This is a genomic window from Streptomyces sp. NPDC054794, from assembly GCF_053611585.1.
Window position 1 is genome coordinate 12392 of sequence record NZ_JBSHAQ010000064.1, and the last position, 18794, is coordinate 31185.

The 18794-nt window shown below is 72.4% G+C and carries 14 protein-coding genes; 7 read left to right on the forward strand and 7 right to left on the reverse strand.

Annotated elements, in window-relative coordinates; all coding sequences use genetic code 11:
- Window positions 1-83 precede the first annotated feature (83 nt).
- Window positions 84-2516 carry a SpoIIE family protein phosphatase gene (locus ACWGKT_RS41485; protein WP_453277752.1) on the reverse strand — a complete coding sequence of 811 codons (2433 nt, stop codon included), beginning with the start codon at window positions 2514-2516 and terminating at the stop codon, window positions 84-86.
- 223 nt (window positions 2517-2739) lie between these two features.
- Here ACWGKT_RS41485 and ACWGKT_RS41490 point away from each other — a divergent pair, with 223 nt between their 5' ends.
- Both ACWGKT_RS41490 and ACWGKT_RS41495 read left to right on the forward strand, forming a co-directional pair.
- Window positions 2740-3429 (forward strand): hypothetical protein, encoded by a 690-nt coding sequence (locus ACWGKT_RS41490; protein ID WP_453277753.1) that lies wholly within the window; start codon window positions 2740-2742, stop codon window positions 3427-3429.
- A gap of 190 nt (window positions 3430-3619) precedes the next feature.
- Complete coding sequence (locus ACWGKT_RS41495) at window positions 3620-5707, forward strand: SpoIIE family protein phosphatase (protein WP_453277754.1); 2088 nt, start codon at window positions 3620-3622, stop codon at window positions 5705-5707.
- A 29-nt stretch (window positions 5708-5736) separates the two neighbouring features.
- On the opposite strand, the gene ACWGKT_RS41500 is transcribed toward ACWGKT_RS41495, so the two are convergent.
- Window positions 5737-6399, reverse strand: a complete 663-nt coding sequence (locus tag ACWGKT_RS41500; protein WP_453277755.1) for a dienelactone hydrolase family protein — start codon at window positions 6397-6399, stop codon at window positions 5737-5739.
- 218 nt (window positions 6400-6617) lie between these two features.
- The gene (locus tag ACWGKT_RS41505) at window positions 6618-7334 is read right to left on the reverse strand and encodes a beta-glucanase (RefSeq protein WP_453277756.1); all 717 of its coding nucleotides are present in this window, start codon (window positions 7332-7334) and stop codon (window positions 6618-6620) included.
- A gap of 211 nt (window positions 7335-7545) precedes the next feature.
- On the opposite strand from ACWGKT_RS41505, the gene ACWGKT_RS41510 reads away from it, so the two are divergent.
- Window positions 7546-8598, forward strand: a complete 1053-nt coding sequence (locus tag ACWGKT_RS41510) for an alcohol dehydrogenase catalytic domain-containing protein (RefSeq protein ID WP_453277757.1) — start codon at window positions 7546-7548, stop codon at window positions 8596-8598.
- 51 nt (window positions 8599-8649) lie between these two features.
- On the opposite strand, the gene ACWGKT_RS41515 is transcribed toward ACWGKT_RS41510, so the two are convergent.
- The 3 genes from ACWGKT_RS41515 to ACWGKT_RS41525 form a co-directional block, all read right to left on the reverse strand.
- On the reverse strand, window positions 8650-10674 hold the full coding sequence (locus tag ACWGKT_RS41515; protein WP_453277758.1) for an N-acetylmuramoyl-L-alanine amidase: 2025 nt from the start codon (window positions 10672-10674) through the stop codon (window positions 8650-8652).
- Window positions 10675-10854: 180 nt separating this feature from the next.
- The gene (locus tag ACWGKT_RS41520) at window positions 10855-12438 is read right to left on the reverse strand and encodes a M1 family metallopeptidase (RefSeq protein WP_453277759.1); all 1584 of its coding nucleotides are present in this window, start codon (window positions 12436-12438) and stop codon (window positions 10855-10857) included.
- Window positions 12439-12558: 120 nt separating this feature from the next.
- Window positions 12559-14391 (reverse strand): RICIN domain-containing protein, encoded by a 1833-nt coding sequence (locus ACWGKT_RS41525; RefSeq protein WP_453277760.1) that lies wholly within the window; start codon window positions 14389-14391, stop codon window positions 12559-12561.
- Between the two features lie 250 nt (window positions 14392-14641).
- Here ACWGKT_RS41525 and ACWGKT_RS41530 point away from each other — a divergent pair, with 250 nt between their 5' ends.
- On the forward strand, window positions 14642-14857 hold the full coding sequence (locus ACWGKT_RS41530; protein ID WP_235453676.1) for a hypothetical protein: 216 nt from the start codon (window positions 14642-14644) through the stop codon (window positions 14855-14857).
- Window positions 14858-14966: 109 nt separating this feature from the next.
- Here the strand turns inward: ACWGKT_RS41530 and ACWGKT_RS41535 are convergent, their stop codons facing one another.
- A complete protein-coding gene (locus ACWGKT_RS41535; protein ID WP_453277761.1) occupies window positions 14967-15707 on the reverse strand; it encodes a GntR family transcriptional regulator in 741 nt (246 codons plus the stop codon).
- 225 nt (window positions 15708-15932) lie between these two features.
- Between ACWGKT_RS41535 and ACWGKT_RS41540 the strand changes: the two genes are divergently transcribed.
- Genes ACWGKT_RS41540 through ACWGKT_RS41550 form a run of 3 tightly spaced genes read left to right on the forward strand, consistent with a single transcriptional unit; the run spans window position 15933 to window position 18792 of the window.
- Window positions 15933-17093, forward strand: a complete 1161-nt coding sequence (locus ACWGKT_RS41540) for an ABC transporter substrate-binding protein (RefSeq protein ID WP_453277762.1) — start codon at window positions 15933-15935, stop codon at window positions 17091-17093.
- Window positions 17090-17989: an ABC transporter permease gene (locus ACWGKT_RS41545; RefSeq protein WP_356156003.1), complete on the forward strand. Its 900-nt coding sequence runs from the start codon at window positions 17090-17092 to the stop codon at window positions 17987-17989. The genes ACWGKT_RS41540 and ACWGKT_RS41545 overlap by 4 nt, the downstream gene beginning before the upstream one ends.
- On the forward strand, window positions 17974-18792 hold the full coding sequence (locus ACWGKT_RS41550) for an ABC transporter permease (protein WP_356156006.1): 819 nt from the start codon (window positions 17974-17976) through the stop codon (window positions 18790-18792). The genes ACWGKT_RS41545 and ACWGKT_RS41550 overlap by 16 nt, the downstream gene beginning before the upstream one ends.
- Window positions 18793-18794 lie beyond the last annotated feature (2 nt).

Sequence of the window (18794 nt, forward strand, 5' to 3'; positions counted from 1 at the left end):
GCCGTTCCGGTACATCGGCTCGGTCGTGCTCGGTGCGGTCCGGGCGGCACAGGTGTGGACCGAGGAGAGCGTCCCGGCGGCGCTCACGGCTCCTCGGGCAGTTGCAGCTCCGCCCAGATGGTCTTCCCGTCGGTGCTGTGGCGGGTGCCCCAGCGCTGGGCGACCTGGGCGACCAGGAAGAGGCCGCGCCCGCCCTCGTCCGTGGTGAGGGCCCGGCGCAGGTGCGGGGAGGTGCTGCTGGCGTCCGAGACCTCGCAGATCAGGTTCCGCTCATGGATCAGACGCAGCGAGATCGGGCCGTACGCGTGCTTGATGGCGTTGGTGACGAGCTCGCTCACGACCAGCTCCGCCGTGAAGGCCACGTCGTCGAGCCCCCATACGGACAGCTGCTGGTCGACTTTGGTCCGCGTGTCGTGCACGGCCGAAGGGTCCGCGGGAACGTCCCAGGAGGCGACCCGGTCGGGGCTGAGCGCATGGGTCCGCGCGATGAGGAAGGCGACGTCGTCCCGCGGGCGGTCCGGCAGCAGCGTGCGGACCATGATGTCGCAGATCTCCTCCAGCGGCCGGTCGGGGTGGGCGAGGGTGAAGCACAGCCGCTCCATCCCCACGTCGACGTCCCGGTCCGACGCCTCGATCAGACCGTCGGTGTAGAGGGCGATGATGCTCCCCTCCTCCACCGCGATCTCCTTCGCCTCGAACGGCAGTCCGCCCAGTCCGAGGGGCGGACCGGCCGGGATGTCGGGGAACTCGACGGGCTCGCTCAGGTGGGCGATCGCCGGGCTCGGGTGTCCGGCGCGGGCCACGCAGACGGTGCGGGCGACGGGGTCGTAGACGGCGTACACACAGGTGGCACCGACCACGGTGGGGCCCTGCGGAGCCGCCTCGGCCTCCTCCGACAGGCGTACGACCAGGTCGTCGACGTGGGTCAGCAGCTCGTCCGGGGGCAGATCCAGGTCCGCCAGCGTCTGCACGGCGGCGCGCAGCCGGCCCATGCTCGCCGCGGCGTGCAGCCCGTGGCCGATGACATCCCCCACGACCAGTGCGACCCTGCCCCCCGACAGCGGGATGACGTCGAACCAGTCGCCGCCCACCCCCGCCTCGACATCGGTCGGCAGATACCGGCAGGCGACCTCGACCGCGTGGTGCCGGGGCAGGTCGGGGGGCAGCAGGCTCTTCTGCAGCATGAGCGCCGCCTCCCGCTCCCGCGCGAAGCGCCGGGCGTTGTCGACGCACACCCCGGCCCGCGCCACCAGCTCCTCGACGAGGAGCAGGTCGTCCTCGTCGAACGCGTCCGGGTTCTTCCAGCGCAGCAGGGTGACCACACCCATCGTGATGCCGCGTGCCCGCAGCGGCACGACCAGGTGCGAGTGCACGCCCAGCCGGATGAGCCTCGTCCAGCGCTCGGAGTCGTCGAGGAGCCAGGGCGTCACCGCGCTGACGTCCTCGCGGATGGACCTGCCCGTGCCCAGGCAGCGCTGCTGGGGGGACGGCGGCGGATAGTCGGTGGCGCCTCCGATCTCCACGACCACTTCGGGATGGTCCTCCTGGATGGACAGATGACCGGCCCGGCGCAGGGTCGCTTCGCCGTTCTGGGTTCCCCGTGACGGGTCCGCCCGCGCCCGGACGCCTTCCAGGACGTCGATCGCCACGAAGTCGGCGACCCTCGGCACGATCACCTCCGCCAGTTCCTGCACGGTGCGGCCGAGGTCCAGCGTGGTGCCGATGTGTTCACCGGCCTCGTTCAGCAGGGCGAGGCGGTCGCGCGCCGAGTCCTGGCCGACGGCCTGCAGGGCAACGAGGCAGATGCCCAGGGTCTCCCCCTCGGAGTTCCGCACCGGGAAGAACGAGCGCACACTGACCCGCCGCTGACCACGCCGGCGACGGTCCGCGCCGTGGATGGGCGCGTATTCCAGGGACACTTGGGGCTGCCCGGTGACCAGCGCCCGCCGGGCGTGCCGCTGCAGCAGGGGCGACACTTCACCGGGGCCGGCGTCGGTTCCGGTCCCGTCGCCCCCCGCCTGCCGGTGCCCCTCCATCTCGGTCAGGGCGCGGTTCGCCCAGGTCCAGCGCAGGTCCTCGGTGCCCAGGACGGCGATGCCGAGGGGGGAACGTTCGAGCAGACCTCGGGCGAGCGTCTCGTAGGAGTCGTACGTGATCCGCTGCTCGGCGTCGCACGCGACCACGAGCCAGCCGCGGTGGCCGTCGGCGGCGGCCAGGGGGCAGGCCCGCAGCGCGAGGTCGACGGTGTGGCCGGCGTGGTGCGGGACGGCCAGTACGCCGTGCCAGGCGCGGCCGCTGCGGCGCAGCCCCGCCACGGCCGCGTCCAGGTCGCCGCCCGCCAGGACGGTTTCCGCGGGCCGCCCCACCACGTCACGGGCCGGGTGTCCGAGCAGGCGCTCGGCTCCGGGGCTCCAGAAGACGATCAGCCCCCTGGCATCGGTGACCGCCACGGCCGCGGACTCGATGTCGAACGGATCGGCCGGTTCTCTGCTTCCGAGCGCGCGGCTGACGCCCATACGTACGTCCCATCCCAGGGCCGGGCCCCCACGAAGCCCATTGTTGCACCGAGGGTCACCCCCCGCCGCACCGCGCCGCGGGCCCCGTCCGGTGCCGCCGTCCGCACACGTCACGAGCGCGCAACGACCCGTGGAAGGTGAAACTGCGGACGGCCGCGGATCGTCCCTCCTCCCGGATCACATCGCCCGAACCCGGGCTGCTCGTATCAAGGGGGGACCCACCATGGCACCGACCACGAAGACCGGCCGCCGCAGACCGGCCGCGCTCCGCACGACCGCCGTGAGCCTGTGCGCCGCGACCGCACTGGCCCTGGCGCTCACCGGCTGCAACGGCAGCGCCGGCAGCGACAACGCCTCGTCCGCCCCGAGCGCCGGGGACACGAGTGCCGCCGCGCCGGCGAGCGGCAGCGGCACCCCGGCGGCCGGGGCCACACCCGCCGCCAAGACCTCCACCGGTTCGAGCGGCAAGGGCGGCGGCACCACCACCGCCGGATCCACCCCGGCCGCCTCGACCGCGCCGGCCGCCGGCGCGTCGTCCGCCGCGGGCGGCGGCGGGGACGCCGGCTGCGACCACAAGATGCCGATCTCCCCCGACGAGGTCGCCGTCTACCGCTACTCGCCCGAGGGCGGATCCCTCAGCCTGATCGTCAAGCACGGCAACTGGGGCTGCCCCACCGGGGATTCCGACGGCGCGCCGTTCGAGACCGTGGGCAAGGAGACCTACCTGCCCATGGACCAGGCCGCCTACGTGACCGCCACCAACCCGATCGTGGAGAGCTCGAAGAACCAGCGCATCGGCGTGCAGGAACTCCTCGACTGGCTGGACGCGCATCCCGACAGCGGCCTGGTCTTCAAGTACCACCTCGGTGGCGACGGAGCCATCGACAGCCTGGAGCAGGCCTTCACCCCCTGAGCCAGGGCCGCGGCGGCATCGGCCCCGGCGTGGGCCGGGCCGCCGGGGGTACTCGGTGCCCCGGCATGGCGGCGCGGCTCGCGCAAGCAGATGGCTCCGGGGCAGCATGGAAGTACCCGGTGGCCCGAGCGCGGGTGCGCGGCGACGCCGGCCCAGGCCGGCCCGGTCGGCCGGTGGAGGAGGATCTGGGATGACAGCCGAATCCTTCCAGGCCAAGGACGCCGAAGCCGTCCAGCCCAGCGACGGTGTGCCCGGCCCGCAGTCGTCCGCGCCCATCGGTCTCCTGGACGTGCTGAGTGTCGCCGCGATCGTCCTGGACTCCCAGGGACGCATCGTGTTCTGGACGCCGCAGGCGGAGGAGCTCTACGGCTACACCGCGCAGGAGGCCCTCGGCGAGTTCGCGGCGCGCCTGCTGATCCGGCCGGAGCACCTGCAGTCCGTCCTCGGCCTGTTCGCGGAGGTGCTGCAGACCGGCCGGAGCTGGGCCGGCGCCTTTCCCATCCGGCACAAGGACGGCAGCACCCGCCTGATGGAGTTCCGCAACATGCGGTTGCTGAACGACGTCGGCGAGGTCTACGCCCTCGGCCTCGCGGCCGACCACACGCTGCTCCAGCGCGTCGAGACCGACCTCGCCCTGTGCGAGCGGCTGATCAACCAGTCCCCCATCGGCCTGGCCCTGATGGATCCCGACCTGCGCTTCCTCCTGGTGAACCCGGCCCTGGAGCGGATCGACGGCATACCGGCCGAGGAACACGTCGGCCGCCATCTGCGGGACACCCTGCCCTTCTCCGACGTCGACACCATCGAGTCCGCCCTGCACCAGGTGCTCACCACGGGCACCCCGTTGCTCGACCAGTACCACGTGGGCCACGCCCCGTCGTCCGACCGCGAACGCGCCTGGTCGCTCTCCTTCTACCGGCTGGAGGACCCCGGCGGGCGGGTCCTGGGCGCGGCCGCCTCGGTCGTCGACGTCACCGAGCGGCACCGGGCGGCCACCGAGGCCGACCGGGCCCGGCGCCGGCTGGCTCTCATCGCCGACGCCTCGACCCGCGTCGGCACCACGCTGGAGGTGGAGCAGACCGCCCGTGAGCTGGCCGAGATCGCCGCCCCCGAGCTCGCCGACCTGGTCGTCGTCGACGTCCTCGACTCCGCCCTGGCCTGCCGCCGTACCCGCAAGCCGGACAACGGCCCGGAGCTCTTCCGCGCGCTGGCCCTCAAGGCCGCCCACCCGACCGTGGCCCTGCGCGCCACCGAGGCTCCCGGAGACCTCGCCGCGTACGACGGCGACCGGCTGGTCACCCTGTGCGTGCACACCGGGCGCCCGGTCCTGGTGCGCGACGTCGGCCAGGACGACCTGCGGCGCATCGCCCGCGACGCCGAGGGCACCGAGCTGCTGGCCCAGGCCGGTGTGCACTCGTATCTCGCGGTGCCGTTGATCGCCCACGGCGAGGTGCTGGGCGCCCTGGACCTCAAACGCACCCGCAACCCGGTGCCGTTCGACCAGGACGACGTCGTGCTGGCGAGCGAGCTGGCCAGCCGGGCCGCCGTGGCCATCGACAACGCGCGCTGGTTCCAGAGCGTGCGCAACACCGCCCTCACGCTCCAGCGCAGCCTGCTGCCCGACCATCCGCCGCACCACACCGGCCTGGAGCTCGCCTCCCGCTACCAGCCCGCGCAGACCACCAGTGAGGTCGGCGGCGACTGGTACGACGTCATCCCGCTCAGCGACGACAAGACCGCGCTGGTCGTCGGCGACGTCATGGGCAACGGCATCGACGCCGCCGCCACCATGGGCCGGCTGCGCACGGCCACCTGCGCCTACGCGGACCTGGACCTCGAACCGGAGGCGGTGCTGCAGCACCTGGACAAGATCACCTGCGATCTGGAGCACTACATCGTCACGTGCCTGTACGGCGTGTACGACCCGCACACCGGCAAGTGCCGCATCGCCAACGCGGGACACATGCCGCCCGCGCTCGCCGGCCCAGGACGGCGTCCGCGGCTGCTCGACCTGCCGCCCGGGGCCCCGCTCGGGGTCGGCGGCATCCCCTTCGAGACCACGACGACCGAACTGGACCCCGGTGACCTGCTGGTCCTCTACACCGACGGCCTCGTCGAGACCCGGCACCACGCCATCGACGACCGTCTGAACGTCCTCCTGAGCTTCCTGGACGAGCCCCAACGGCCCCTGGAGGAGACCTGCGACCTCCTGCTCTACGGCCTGCGCCACCCCGACGACCACGACGACGTCGCGCTCCTCGTGGCGCGGGCCCAATAGCCGGGCTCCCGGGGCCCCGGCCCCTCCTGCTATGTCTCTTCCGGCTCCGCGCGCAGCCGGTCCTCGCACCACTGCCGGGCCGCGGCCGCGACCTGCTCCAGCGCGCCGGGCTCCTCGAAGAGATGCGTGGCCCCCGGCACCACGCTCAGCGAGTGCGGTGCGCGCAGGCGCCGGGCCGCGTCCTCGTTGAGGCCCAGCACGTCGTGATCCTCACCGCCGACGATGAGCAGCACCGGCGCCTGTACGGCCTCCAGCGCCTCGTCCGCCAGATCGGGGCGGCCGCCCCGGGAGATCACGGTCAGCACGTGCTCGGGACGTTCGGCGGCGGCGAGCAGGGCCGCGGCCGCGCCGGTGCTGGCCCCGAACAGGACGATGGGCAGGTCCCGGGTGTCGGGCTGCGCCGTGAGCCAGTCGATCGCGGCCACCACGCGGCGGCCCAGCATCGGGATGTCGAAGCGGTACTCGGCCGTGCGCACGTCTCGGCGCTCCTCCTGCTCGGTGAGCAGGTCGATCAGCAGGGTGCCGAGGCCGGCGGTCCGCAGGTCGGCGGCCACCGACCGGTTGCGCCGGCTGTGCCGGGAGCTGCCGCTGCCGTGGGCGAACAGCACCACGGCACGGGCCGACGTCGGCAGGACGAAGTCGCCGGCGAGTGTCGCTCCCTCGACGGGCACCAGAACCATCTCGGAGATCATCGGCCTCAGCTTCTTCCGCGGCGTACCGCTCTTCGCGGCTGCGCGGCGCGCCCTACCCGTCGCGTACCCACGTCGCCGCGCCGCCACCGCACGGCCACCGCGCGGGCGCGGCCCTCACCCTCCAGCGTGCCGCGCACCGGACCGCCGCGCCCACACGGTGACGCCGCGTCCCCTCCCCGTCACCAAGTGCTGTCGCCCGGGCCGGTGTTCGGTGTCCGTCAGCGGGGCCGCGGCAGCGGGCGGCGCACCACCAGGCTGCTCACCTCGAAGGTCATCTCCGTCGTCTCGGGATCCGGCGGCGGGTGGTAACGCCCGGCGCACACCGAGAGGTTGACGATGAGGTGGGCGTGCCAGGCGCGGCCCACGCCCCGGTGGTCCGTGAAGACCCGGGTGCCGTTGACCCACCACACGACGGAGCGGGAGCCGAGGTCGACGCGCAAGTCGACCCAGGCTCCGGGGCTCACCGCGTCGTCCCGGAAGCAGAGGTCGGCGCCGCGGACGTGGTTGGTGAACTCCAGCAGGTCGGGGTTGTCGGGGTGGTACTCGAAGACGTCGATCTCCTGGCCGCCGTCCCGCCAGGTCCAGATGGCCGGCCAGGCCCCGGTCTCGCACGGCAGCCGCACCCGCGCCTGAAGCGTGTCCCCGGCGCGGACCAGGAACGCCTCCTCGCTGCCCTCCGTGGTCAGCAGCCCGGTGTTCCATCTGCCGTCCCGGCGCCGCCTGGCCCTGAAGACCCCGGAGCGGCAGTAGTCGGGGTCCCGTACGAGGTGGTCCAGTTTGTCGTCGTCCGGATTGTCGGGACCGCCGTCGGGATACGCCCACGAGCGGCCGGCGACCCACTGCCGCGTGGACGCGAAGTCCGCGGTGAAGACCACGTCGGACGGGGCCGTCGGCGTCGGCTCCACGTGTGGGCCGCCGCTTGTCGGTTGCTGCATGACCGATGTCTCTCCGACCCGGTGGCCCCCATGCCGACACGCCCACGCACCGGCGACGGATCAACCCGTCCGGGTGACCTCCCGAGCCCACGCCGCCGCCTCCGTCGGGGCGGCGACGACCGCACCGCCCCGGCGTGGTGCGCGAGTGCGAGGAGCGTCGCCCGGTGCCTATGGTCGAAAAGGACCACCCTGCGTCGAAGGGGTTTCGATCATGTCTGCCTCCCCCACCCCCACCATGCCCTCCGGTGGTGCGCTGCGCGCCGCGCAGGTCGCCGAACCCGACGGAGTGCCGCGGCTCGTCGAGGTCGCCGCGCGTGAGCCCGGTCCGGGGTTCGCGCGGATCACCGTCGAGGCGTGCGGTGTGTGCCACTCCGACTTGCTGATCAGCTCCGGAGCGCTGCCGGGCACCACGTTCCCGGTCACTCCGGGCCACGAGATCGCCGGCCGGATCGACACCCTCGGCGAGGGCGTGACGGGTTGGCGGGTCGGCGACCGGGTGGCCGTCGGCTGGTACGGCGGCAGCTGCGGGCACTGCGACGCCTGCCGCACGGGCGACGGCGTCCTGTGCCCCGAGCTGATGATCCCGGGCGTGGCCTACCCCGGCGGCTATGCCGACTCCGTCGTGGTGCCGGCCGTGGCGCTCGCGGCGATCCCGGACGAGCTGACCGCGGTCGAGGCCGCACCGCTGGCGTGCGCGGGCATCACGGTCTTCAACGCGCTGCGGCACTCGGCGGCGGGACCCGGCGATGTCGTCGCCGTGCTGGGGCTGGGCGGCCTCGGGCATCTGGGCGTGCAGTTCGCGCAGAAGATGGGCTTCCACACGGTCGCCATCGCCCGCGGCCAGGAGAAGCGGGACCTGGCGCACAAGCTGGGCGCCGCCGAGTACATCGACAGCACCGTCGGCGATGTCGCCCAGGCCCTGCAGTCGCTGGGCGGGGCCAAGGTGGTGCTGGCCACCGTCACCAACGCCGACGCGATGTCCGCCACCATCGACGGGCTCGGCCGCCGCGGCGAACTCGCCATCGTCGGCGTCTCGCCCGAACCGCTCACGGTGAACGCGTTGCAGTTGCTGCCCGCGGCCAAGAAGGTCTACGCCCACGCCTCCGGCACCGCCGTCGACATCCAGGACACCCTGCGCTTCGCCGCCCAGAGCGGGGTGCGGGCCTGGGTGGAGGAGGTGCCGCTGGAGGACACCGCCGCCGCGGTCGAGAAGATGACCACCGGCCACGCCCGCTTCCGCATGGTCCTCACCACCGGCCACTGACCCGCACCGACCGGTGGCCGAAGGCGCGCGCCGCCCGCCCCGGCCGCCGGGTCACCGCACCGCAGACGCTCCGCCGGGCTGCGGCGGTGCGCCCGCCAGGGCCGACGCGCCGTTCACCACGTCCACGTCGGCGGCCCGGACGTAGGCGAGCCGGTGGCCGAACTGGATCTCGTAGTACCTCTCCTGGCCCTTCACCACCGGGCTCGGCCCGCCCTCGAAGGTCGACCGGTCGATGTAGGTCCCGGTGACGTCGGACTGGGTCACGTACCGCTGACCGGCGAGGAGGCTGTACGGGAGCGGTGACTCGGTCTGCTCCTCCATGCCCTCGGGGTAGGCCTCGGGCTCCGGGAGGGCACGCCCGAACACCGGGATCTCGCTCAGGCCCGCCTTCGGCGTCACCATCCGGCCGGTCGCGCCGACCGCCGTGGGGTGCTTCTTCGGGTTCTTGAACCAGGCCTTGTTGCCCAGGTACCAGATGGCCGTCCAGTCGCCCTCGCGCCCGGCGACCGCGTAGGTCTGGCCGGCGGAGACCCGCGACCCCAGGTCGTTGACGTCCGTGGTGGAGTCGTCGCCGTCGGGGTGACGGCCCGGGTCCTGGATGAGCGGCGCGTTCTCGTTGGGCTCGGTGTGCAGGCGGACGGCGCTGGAACCGTGCGGCGCGCACCGCACGCCGTCGCCGCTGCAGCCCGTGAACTCCGGCTTGTACGTGGGGTAGTCCGGCAGCACCATCACCATGTCGCTGTCCGGCCCGGCCGTGGCGCGCAAGGGCGCGCCGAGCAGGTCGAAGTAGTGCCGCCAGTCCCAGAAGGGGCCGGGATCGTCGTGCATGTCGGGGATGGAGTCGGCGGTCGGGGCCGGCACGTTGTCGTGGCCGAAGATGTGCTGCCGGTCGAGCGGCACCTGGTACTTCTTCGCCAGGTACCGCACCAGCCGGGCCGACTGCCGGTACATCTGTTCGGTGTACCAGGCGTCGGGCTGGGTGAGGAAACCTTCATGCTCGACGCCGATCGAACGGGCGTTCACGAACTGGTTGCCGGAGTGCCAGGCCTCGTCCTTGGTCTTGATGTGCTGGGTGATCTGGCCGTCGTTGGAGCGCACCGAGTAGTGCCACGATGCCTCCGTCGGATCCTGCACCGTCTGGAACATCGACAGCAGGGGCGCCTCGGTGTCGTGGATGACGATGTACTCGATCTTCTGGTCCTTCGGCCGGTCGGCCACGTCGTGGTTGCCGTACCGGTCGTCGTCGATCTCGGTGTACGGCGCGCTGAGCCAGGAGCAGGACAGTTCCGGCGGGCACTCGACGTCCTTGGACCGCCCGGTGCTCGGTGAGCGCGGGGCGTGCGGGTCGAGGCCGGGGGCGGCCGGGAGGGTGACGTTCTGCCCGTCGTCGGTGGTGCGGTGCGCGCCCTTGCGGATCAGGTCGAAGACGTCGTTCGCGTACGTCGCCGCCGACACGCTGTCCAGAGTGCCCGGGAAGCGGGACACCGCTTCCCACCAGTCCGCCGGGTCGGGGCTCAGCGGCTTGCCGAGTTCGCCCTGCGCGGCCGCCAGGAGCGCCGCGCCGCCGCGTACGTTCTCCGTCTCGTCGGTCCGCAGTCGCTCCGCCGGGACTCCGATCAGACCGGCTGCCCGGCGCAGGTCCGTCGGATGGCCCGTCACATGCCGGGTGACACCGGTCGAGGGGCTCGCCTCACCCGGGGCGGACGGCCCCGCCGCACCGGTGAGCGGGCGGGAACTGCCCCGATAGCTGGGCATGTTGGAGGGACCCTGCTGAGTGTCCACCAGGTGCATCGGCCCGTAGCCCCCGCCGACACTCGGGGCGCCGTGGTGGGAGTCCCAGCGCGACTGCAGGTAGGACACGCCCATGAGGACGCTCCGGGGCACGTGGTATTCGTCCGCCGCGGCCGAGAAGTCGTTCTGCAGGCGCTGGTCCTGCGGCACGTCGACATCGCCCGGCGAGCCGGTCATCAGGGGAACGAGGAGTGCCGTCGACGCGGTCACACAGGCCGTCACATAGAACGTCCGGCGATGCCCGCGTACGGCACTGGCGACACGGGGGGCGACGCGCCTTCTCATCACAAGTGTCTCCAACCATGCTCGTCGCAACCGGGACAGAGGAGTTGCCGTTCACGTCACCCCTCGTACGATTCCGTGCCCCGTACGTCCCGTCGCGCCGAGCTTCACCGGGCTGGACCAACGCCTCGCACAGGCCACCCGGTCGGCGGCAGTGCGTCCGCCGGTCGCAGACGCGGTGATTCAGTCCTCCACCGGAGTCACCTCCCAGTCGGGATGGCCGGGCATCGGCGGGGTGTGCGGCCCGTACAACCACGAGGTCAGAAACGGTTTCAGGTCCTCGCCGGCCACCCGGGAGGCGAGTGCGACGAAGTCCCGCGTGCCCGCGGCGCGGCCCTGATACGTCGTCACCCAGGACCGCTCGATGCGCTCGAAGGTCTCCTCTCCGACTTTTTCCCGAAGGGCGTAGAGCACCAGCGCCGAGCCGTCGTACCGCATCTGCCGGAAAAGGGTCTCGGCGGTGGGTTCGGCGGGCGCCCCGTCGTCGTGCCGCCACTGGTCGTGCTGTTCGTACGCGTCCCGCATCGCCGCCTCCATGTCGGGGCCGCCGTGCGTGTCGGAGTACAGGCGTTCGTAGAAGCGGGCGTGACCCTCACTCAGCCACAGGTCGGACCAGCGCCGGATGGCGACGCTGTCGCCGGTCCAATGGTGTGTCAGCTCGTGCACCAGGTCGCGCTCGGCGTGGACCCGGTCGCCCAGCAGGTCGGCCATCGGCAGGACGGGCAGCGACTGGGTCTCCACCGCCACCGGCAGGTCGGTGTCGCCGACCAGGACGCCGTAGCGACGGAAGGGGTACGGGCCGAGCCGCCGCTCCAGCCAGGCGAGGTGATCGGGGGTCAGCGCACGGTACTCCTCGGTGTCGGCGACCAGGCCCTGCGGGACCACGTCCCGCACGGGCAGCCCGCGCGGGCCGGTGCTGTCGACGAAGGTGAACCTCCCGATCGCCATCTGGACCAGTTGCGCGGCGACCGGCTGTTCCGAGTCGTACGTCCACCGGGTCCGTCCGTCGGGCCGTCGGACGCGCTCGACGAGGCGGCCGTTGGCCACCGCGCTGAGTCCCGGTGGGGTGGTGATGCGGAAGGTGACCGGCGCCCGCAGGCTCGGGTGGTCGTTCACCGGGAAGATCATCTTGGCACCGTCGGGCTGTGCGCAGAGCACGGTGCCGTCGGGCGTGGGCACCCAGCCGTAGTCCTGGATCGCGTCGTCGCGGTGCCGGTGCTGTGTCGGATCGGCGGTGTAGGCGACCCGTACGGTGAAGGTCGCACCGTCCGGGATCGGTCTGGCGGGCGTGACGACGAGTTCGTCGCCGTCGCGCACGGCTCGCGCGGCCCTGCCGTCGACGGTGACCTCGTGCAGGGTGTTGCCCGCGAAGTCGAGGTCGAAGCGGGACAGGGCCTGGGTGGCGGTGGCGCTGATGGTGGCGCCGGCCGCGAAGGGGGTCTTGGCCGCCCGCCAGTCGAAGTCGAGCGTGTAGCGGCGGACCGTGTAGCCGCCGTTGCCGTCGAGCGGCATCAGCGGGTCGCCGAGGCCCGGGGCGCCGGGGGACGGCGGCGCACCGGACGAGGCGGCGAAGGGCCCCCCGGCGTGGGCGCCGGGGCGGGTCGAGGAGCGGTGCCCCCCGGTGGCGAGGACGATCGCGCCGGGGATCGCGACGGCACCGGTGAGTGCCAGGACGAGCGCCGTACGGCGGGTACGCCGAACCCGGCGGGGGCGCGTGGGCGGTGCCACGGGTCCGCCGGCTCGGCCGCCGGGGGGCGTGATCTCCATGGCCGCACTATGTCAGTAGATGATCATAATTATGAAATATGTCCGTGTCGCGCCCAGCCGAACGGACTACTGCGGGTGGGCGGGCCGTGGCCTGCGCGGTCCGGCACGGCCCGCGGGAGGTCATGCCGCCGGAGCTCCGACCGGGGTGAGCGACAGGAGTTGTTCGTCCGCCGTGCGGCCGCCCCCGACAGGGCTGCCGCTCCTGTCCGTCCAACTGCGCACCGGGGTCGTCTCGGCGTGGCGGCCCAAGGCCGCGGACAGGCCGAGGGTCAGACCGCTGTAACGGTTGACGAGCCGCCAGGTCCCGGTGCGGCACGCGCCGTCGGAGGACGTGGTGGGGATGAGGAACCACTGCTGCCCGACGGTCGGGCCGCTCGCCCGTTCCCTGGTGACGGTGGGCCGCGTACCCCAGGCGCGGCCGGCGGCGGAGGTCGACGGCACGCCCAGCAGGCGGCCCGTGGCGGCGTTGGTGAGCGTGAACGAGCCGTCGCCGACCGGGGTGAAGAACCACGCCTGCCGGTCGGATCCGGTGGTCCGCGCGACGGAGGTGGCCGCGCTGCCGGTGCCTTGGGCGAGCACGCGGCCGGCGCCGCCGGCGATGCGGTAGGCGCGGTCGCCGTCCACGGGCGGCGCGGCGGGGGCGGCGGAGTCGATCGTGACGTCGACGTACTCGCCCGAGGCGTCACCGGAGCAGCCGAAGGCGCAGTAGGAGCGGAACGTCCTGCCCACGACGGTGGAGCCGGTCCGGTTCCCCCCGTCCAGGAACCAGCGGTACCAGGACGCGTTGGTGTAGCCGCCGGTGTCCCCGATGAGCCGCCACTTCTGGCTGCTCAGGTCGTCGGTGGCGTAGAAGTACTGCGGTGACCGTCCGCTCTGGTCGACGGCCTGGGGTTCGCCGATGTACAGGCCCAGATGGGCGTCGTAGGCGATGTTCATGACGAACAGGGGCGAGGTCGGCGGCATCTTCCCCGCCGCGACCTGCTCGTCGACGGTGCCGGTGTTCGCCGGGTCGTACTCGCCGGAGACCGGTGTGTAGCCGGTGGGGTGGGCGGAGTCCGCCGGGACCATGTTGCTCTCCCGGCCGCCGGCACCGGGCTGCGACCAGGTGCCGTCGTACCACTTGCGCCACGAGCCGGGCGCCATCTTCGCGGAGATCGGGGCGCGTGCCACGTGCTCGTGGAAGGCCTTCCAGCCGCCGTTCTTCTCGACGATCCGCGAGCCGTAGTACACGTAGAAGTAGCCGGACGCGGTGTCGACGAACAGGCGTTGGTCGCCGTCACCGTAGGAGTAGGTCTGGTGCGGGAAGGCCGCGGTGTCCCCGCGCCCGGTGCTGAACGGGGACGTGATGACGTGCCCCTCGATGCTCCAGGTGCGGCCCTGGTCGGTGGAGACGGCGTAGTCGATGGCGTCGTAGTGCAGGCGGTCGCCGAAGGGCTGGGGGGTGAACTCGTTGTGCACCAGGCCGTACCAGTCACCGGTGTCCGGGTCGACCCAGACCCCGGACAGGTCGCAGTAGTTCTTCTGCGCGTAGCCCGAACCGCTCGGCGCGTACGTCGCCTCGCGCCCCGTGGGGCTGTTGTTGCACCGCCAGGTGGTGTCGTCGTTGCGGTCCAGGGGATCGGCCGGGTTCACGGCCTCGCTCAGCGTGCGGTCGAAGGTGGCGGTGTCGAAGTCGCGGCCCGTGTAGAAGTCCCAGGTGCGCGGGTCGCTCGCGCCGTAGAGGGCGGCGGACTGCTGGAAGTGGAACGTGCCGTCCTTGTCGAGGTACGGGCTCGCCGGGGTGTCCGTGGGATGCGGGAACGGTACGGGATCGCCGACGGTCACGCTGTACGAGGCGGCTGAGGAGGCGGCGGGAGGGGACGCGGCCGGCGCCGGAGTCGCCGGCGTGCCGCCGCCCAGAACCAGGGCGACGGCCGCGGCCACGGCGCCGCCCGCTCTGCGAAAGAGTCGCACGGGGGCTCCTTGGTGCCGAAGGGGCGGACGCAGGGAACGATCCGGCCCGGCGGTGCCCGCGGCAATGGACTCCGGTGCGCCGGGTCTTGTACTTCCGTGGGCGCGCCCGGTGCCGCGTCCGCCGTACCGGTGTGCTCCGTTCGGGTCCGAATGGGCCACGGTGTCCACGACGTCCACGGCGAACGCTCCGGGCCGATCACGCTGGAGAGGTGCCCGCAGGGGCCGCCCCCTCGTGACGAAGGAGAAGTGGATGCCGATCGATACCGTCGAGCGTTTCCTGGTCGCCCTGAGCCCTCACGACCGGGAGAAGGTCCAGCAACTGCCCCGTGAGGAGCAGGTGCGGCTCGCCGACGCCTGGGAGCTGGAGCTGCGGGACGACACCGACCTGGACACGCTGAGCGAGCTGTCGCCGCCCGCCGCCGAGAGCGAGGCGGCGGCGCGGGTGGTCAAGGGGCTCTTCGACTAGCCGACACCCGGACGACGCCGGCACCCGGACGACACCGGCACCCTGGCGACCCGCCGAGGCACGGGCCGGCCGCCGGGGTGGCGCCCCGCTCGCGCGGGCCTGCGCCGTGTCACTCGGCGGTCTTGCGGGCCAGCGCGTTGTTGTCGATCGAGTTGTGGACGCTGAAGCTCACGGCGTCCGAGCGGTAACGGTCGTCCGACCACTCCACCGGGCGGCCCTCGCGCGTCGTGGTCACCCGGCGCACCCGCAGCAGCGGGCTGGTGCGGCGGATGCCGAGGAGCTCGGCGTCCTGCGCGCCCGCGGCGACGGCGTCGATGACGTGCTCGCCGTAGGCGAAGACCAGGCCGGTCTCGTCGTACAGGCGCTGGGTGACCGAGGCGCAGTCGGGCTCGATCGCCTCGACGGCCGGGGAGATCCAGTCGGCGTACACGGTCCGCTCCAGCAGCACGGGCTCCCCGTCCAGCCCCCGGACCCGCAGCACGTGCAGCACCGGCGTGCCCTCGGGCAGGTGGAGGCGTACGGCGTCCTCGGCGCGGGCCGGCTGGTACCCCTGTGCCACCACGCTCCCGGTCGCCTCCCGGCCCATCGCGCGTGCCCACTGGGCGAAGCTGCGCAGTTCCGCGAAGCTCTGGCTGCGGCGGCTGGCCAGCACCACGCGGCGGGCGCCCTGGCGGGAACCGATCAGGCCCTCGGCGGTGAGCGCCGCGACAGCCTGGCGGACCGTGCCGCGTGAGACGCCGTAGTGCGCGGCGAGTTCCGCCTCCGAGGGCAGCCGACTGCCGACCGTGTACTCCTCGCGGTCGATCGCGCGCCGCAGCTCGTCGGCGATCTCCTCGTGTCGCGCCGTCATGCTTCCCCTCTGCTCAGGTCGCTGTGCACAGCGTGACCAGCCTAATCGAGACCTGAGCGTGATCTGCAACGGTCTGGATTGTGCACACAACAAGGGCTCAAAGTTTCGTCACGGTTTACAGACAGGACACCTGTGGCGGGCGTACTGTGACGCAACTTGTTCATACAAGTTCTCCGCAGTTCCCCAACGCACCGCCCAACCCTCGTGCGCACCCCTGGAGAGACCGTGACCGTGTCCCTGCCGAGAAACGCCGTCCTCGGCGGCTCCCTCGCCGTCGTCGCCGCGCTCGCGCTGAGCGCCTGCGGCGCCGCCCCCGACAACGCGTCCACCAAGACCAAGGACGGCAAGAACGCCGCCACCGCCACCTCCGCGGCCGACTTCGGCGGCCTCGACGCCCTCGTCGAGGCGGCCAAGAAGGAGGGCACGCTGCACATCATCGCGGTGCCCCGCGACTGGGCGAACTACGGCGCCATCATCGACGGCTTCCAGAAGAAGTACGGCATCAAGATCGAGGACGAGAGCCCCGACGGCTCCAGCCAGGACGAGATCAACGCCGTGACCTCGCGCAAGGGCCAGGACCGCGCCCCGGACGTCCTCGACCTCGGCTCCTCCTTCGCCCTCAGCGCCGCCCAGCAGGGCCTGCTCGCGCCCTACAAGGTGGCCTCCTACGACGAGATCCCCGAGGGCCAGAAGGACCCGCAGGCCCGCTGGTTCAACGACTACGGCGGCTACATCTCCATCGGCTGCGACGCCAAGCGCGTGAAGGCCTGCCCGACCACCTTCAAGGACCTCCTCAAGCCGCAGTACAAGGGCCAGGTCGCGCTCAACGGCAACCCGACCAAGTCCGGCTCGGCCTTCGGCGGCGTCTACGCGGCGGCCCTCGCGAGCGGCGGCTCGTTCGACAGCATCCAGCCCGGCCTCGACTTCTTCGCCAAGCTGAAGAAGAACGGCAACTACACGCCGGTCGAGTCCACCCCGGCCACGGTCGAGAAGGGCGAGACGCCCATCAGCATCGACTGGGACTACCTGAACGCCGGCTACGCCGACGAGTTCAAGTCCAAGGGCGTCGACTGGAAGGTCGCGATCCCGAGCGACGGCCAGTACGCCCAGTTCTACTCCCAGGCCATCAACAAGGACGCCCCGCACCCGGCGGCCGCCCGCCTGTGGCAGGAGTACCTGTACAGCGCCGAGGGCCAGAACCTGTGGCTCAAGGGCTACGCCCGCCCGGCGCTGATGACCTCGATGGACAAGGCCGGCACCCTCGACAAGACCGCCGCCGCCAAGCTCCCCCAGGTCTCCGGCACGCCGTCCTTCCCGACCGAGGCCCAGCAGAGCAAGGCCAAGACGGTCATCGGACAGGGCTGGGGTAAGGCCGTCTCCGGATGACGACCGCTCTCCCCCGTACGGACGTGGCGCCCGTCGCTTCGGCGAAGCGGCGGCGCCGCGCCCCCGGCTGGCTGGCCGTGGTGCCGCTGCTGGCGTTCACGGCGATCGCCTTCGGGCTGCCCGCCCTGGCCATCCTGGACGGCGCCTTCACGGTCAAGGACCAGACGACCGGCGCCGCCTCCTACACGGCCGAGAACCTCTCGGCCTCACTGCAGGGCCCGTACCTCACCGCACTGGTGGGCAGCGTGAAGCTGTCGGCGATCTCCGCCGCGCTCGGTGCCCTGCTCGGGCTGCCGCTCGCGCAGGCCGTGGTCAGCTCCCGCTCCCGCGCGCTGCGCGAGGCCGTGCTGACCGCCTCCGGTGTGCTCGCCAACTTCGGCGGCGTCCCGCTGGCCTTCGCCTTCGTCGCCACCCTCGGCAACGCCGGCGTGCTGACGGTGCACTTGGGCCTCACGGACAAGGGCTGGGACCTCTACAGCTTCTGGGGCCTGGTCCTCGTCTACCTGTACTTCCTGATCCCGCTGATGGTGCTCACCATCACCCCGGCCCTGGACGGTCTGCGCGTCCAGTGGCGGGAGGCCGCGCTCAACAACGGCGCCACCGGGGTGCAGTACTGGCGGCACGTGGCCCTGCCCGTGCTCGCGCCCTCGCTGCTCGGCGGTCTCGTACTGCTGTTCGGCAGCGCCTTCGCCGCCTACGCCACCGCCGCCGCGATGGTGGGCAGCGCGGTCCCGCTGGTCACGCTGCAGATCGCCGACGCCCTCTCCGGCAACGTGCTGGTCGGCCAGGAGAACGTCGCCCTCGCCCTCAGCCTCGACATGGTGCTGGTGGCGGGCCTGGTCATGGCCGTGTACCTGCCCCTGCAACGACGGAGCGCCCGATGGCTCGACGCCTGACCCCCTGGCGCTGGGCCGTCCTCGGCCTGGCCGCGCTGTACTTCCTGGTGCCGCTCGCCGCGTCCGTGATCTTCACGGTCGACGTGCCCGGCCACGGCGTCACCTTCGACGCGTACACGCAGATCCTGTCCGCCGACGGCTTCACCTCCAGCCTGCTGCTCTCGCTGGAGCTGGCCGTGGCCACCATCGTGGTCGTCCTGCTGCTGATGGTGCCCGCCGTGGTCGCGCTGCGGCTCGGCGCGCCCAGGCTGCGGCCGGTGGTGGAGGTCGTGTGCTCGCTGCCGCTGGTGGTGCCGCCGATCGCGTTCGTCGCGGGGATCGTCACCGTGCTGAAGTGGGGTCCGGACCACCTGTCCCGGACCCCGCTGTTCCAGACGTTCGTGGCGATCCAGAACCCGACCTTCCCGGTCGTGCTCGTCCTCGCCTACGTCGTGATGGCCCTGCCGTTCGTCTACCGCGCCCTGGACGCGGGTCTGCGCGCCATGGACGTGCGCACCCTCGTCGAGGCCGCGCGCAGTTGTGGCGCGTCCTGGCCGCAGGCCCTCGTCCGGGCCGTACTGCCGAACCTGCGCGGGGCGCTGCTGAACGCGTCGTTCCTCACGCTGGCCCTGGTCCTCGGCGAGTTCACCGTCGCCCGGCTGCTCGGCTTCCAGCCGTTCGCCGTGTGGATCTACAACGTCGGCGGCTCCCAGGCCCAGATGTCCGTCGCCGTGTCCGTGCTCAGCCTGCTCCTCACCTGGGCCCTGCTCCTCGTGCTCGCCGGTGCCGGCGGACGCACCCGAACCGCTTCCTCCCGGGGTTGAAC

What these genes read in the sequence shown, in the direction of transcription:
- ACWGKT_RS41515 (WP_453277758.1), bottom strand. Translation starts at nt 10,674, where the DNA reads ATGAGAAGGCGCGTCGCCCCCCGTGTCGCCAGTGCCGTACGCGGGCAT.
- ACWGKT_RS41535 (WP_453277761.1), bottom strand. Translation starts at nt 15,707, where the DNA reads ATGACGGCGCGACACGAGGAGATCGCCGACGAGCTGCGGCGCGCGATC.
- ACWGKT_RS41485 (WP_453277752.1), bottom strand. Translation starts at nt 2,516, where the DNA reads ATGGGCGTCAGCCGCGCGCTCGGAAGCAGAGAACCGGCCGATCCGTTC.
- ACWGKT_RS41510 (WP_453277757.1), top strand. Translation starts at nt 7,546, where the DNA reads ATGTCTGCCTCCCCCACCCCCACCATGCCCTCCGGTGGTGCGCTGCGC.
- ACWGKT_RS41545 (WP_356156003.1), top strand. Translation starts at nt 17,090, where the DNA reads ATGACGACCGCTCTCCCCCGTACGGACGTGGCGCCCGTCGCTTCGGCG.
- ACWGKT_RS41500 (WP_453277755.1), bottom strand. Translation starts at nt 6,399, where the DNA reads ATGATCTCCGAGATGGTTCTGGTGCCCGTCGAGGGAGCGACACTCGCC.
- ACWGKT_RS41495 (WP_453277754.1), top strand. Translation starts at nt 3,620, where the DNA reads ATGACAGCCGAATCCTTCCAGGCCAAGGACGCCGAAGCCGTCCAGCCC.
- ACWGKT_RS41505 (WP_453277756.1), bottom strand. Translation starts at nt 7,334, where the DNA reads ATGCAGCAACCGACAAGCGGCGGCCCACACGTGGAGCCGACGCCGACG.
- ACWGKT_RS41530 (WP_235453676.1), top strand. Translation starts at nt 14,642, where the DNA reads ATGCCGATCGATACCGTCGAGCGTTTCCTGGTCGCCCTGAGCCCTCAC.
- ACWGKT_RS41550 (WP_356156006.1), top strand. Translation starts at nt 17,974, where the DNA reads ATGGCTCGACGCCTGACCCCCTGGCGCTGGGCCGTCCTCGGCCTGGCC.
- ACWGKT_RS41490 (WP_453277753.1), top strand. Translation starts at nt 2,740, where the DNA reads ATGGCACCGACCACGAAGACCGGCCGCCGCAGACCGGCCGCGCTCCGC.
- ACWGKT_RS41520 (WP_453277759.1), bottom strand. Translation starts at nt 12,438, where the DNA reads ATGGAGATCACGCCCCCCGGCGGCCGAGCCGGCGGACCCGTGGCACCG.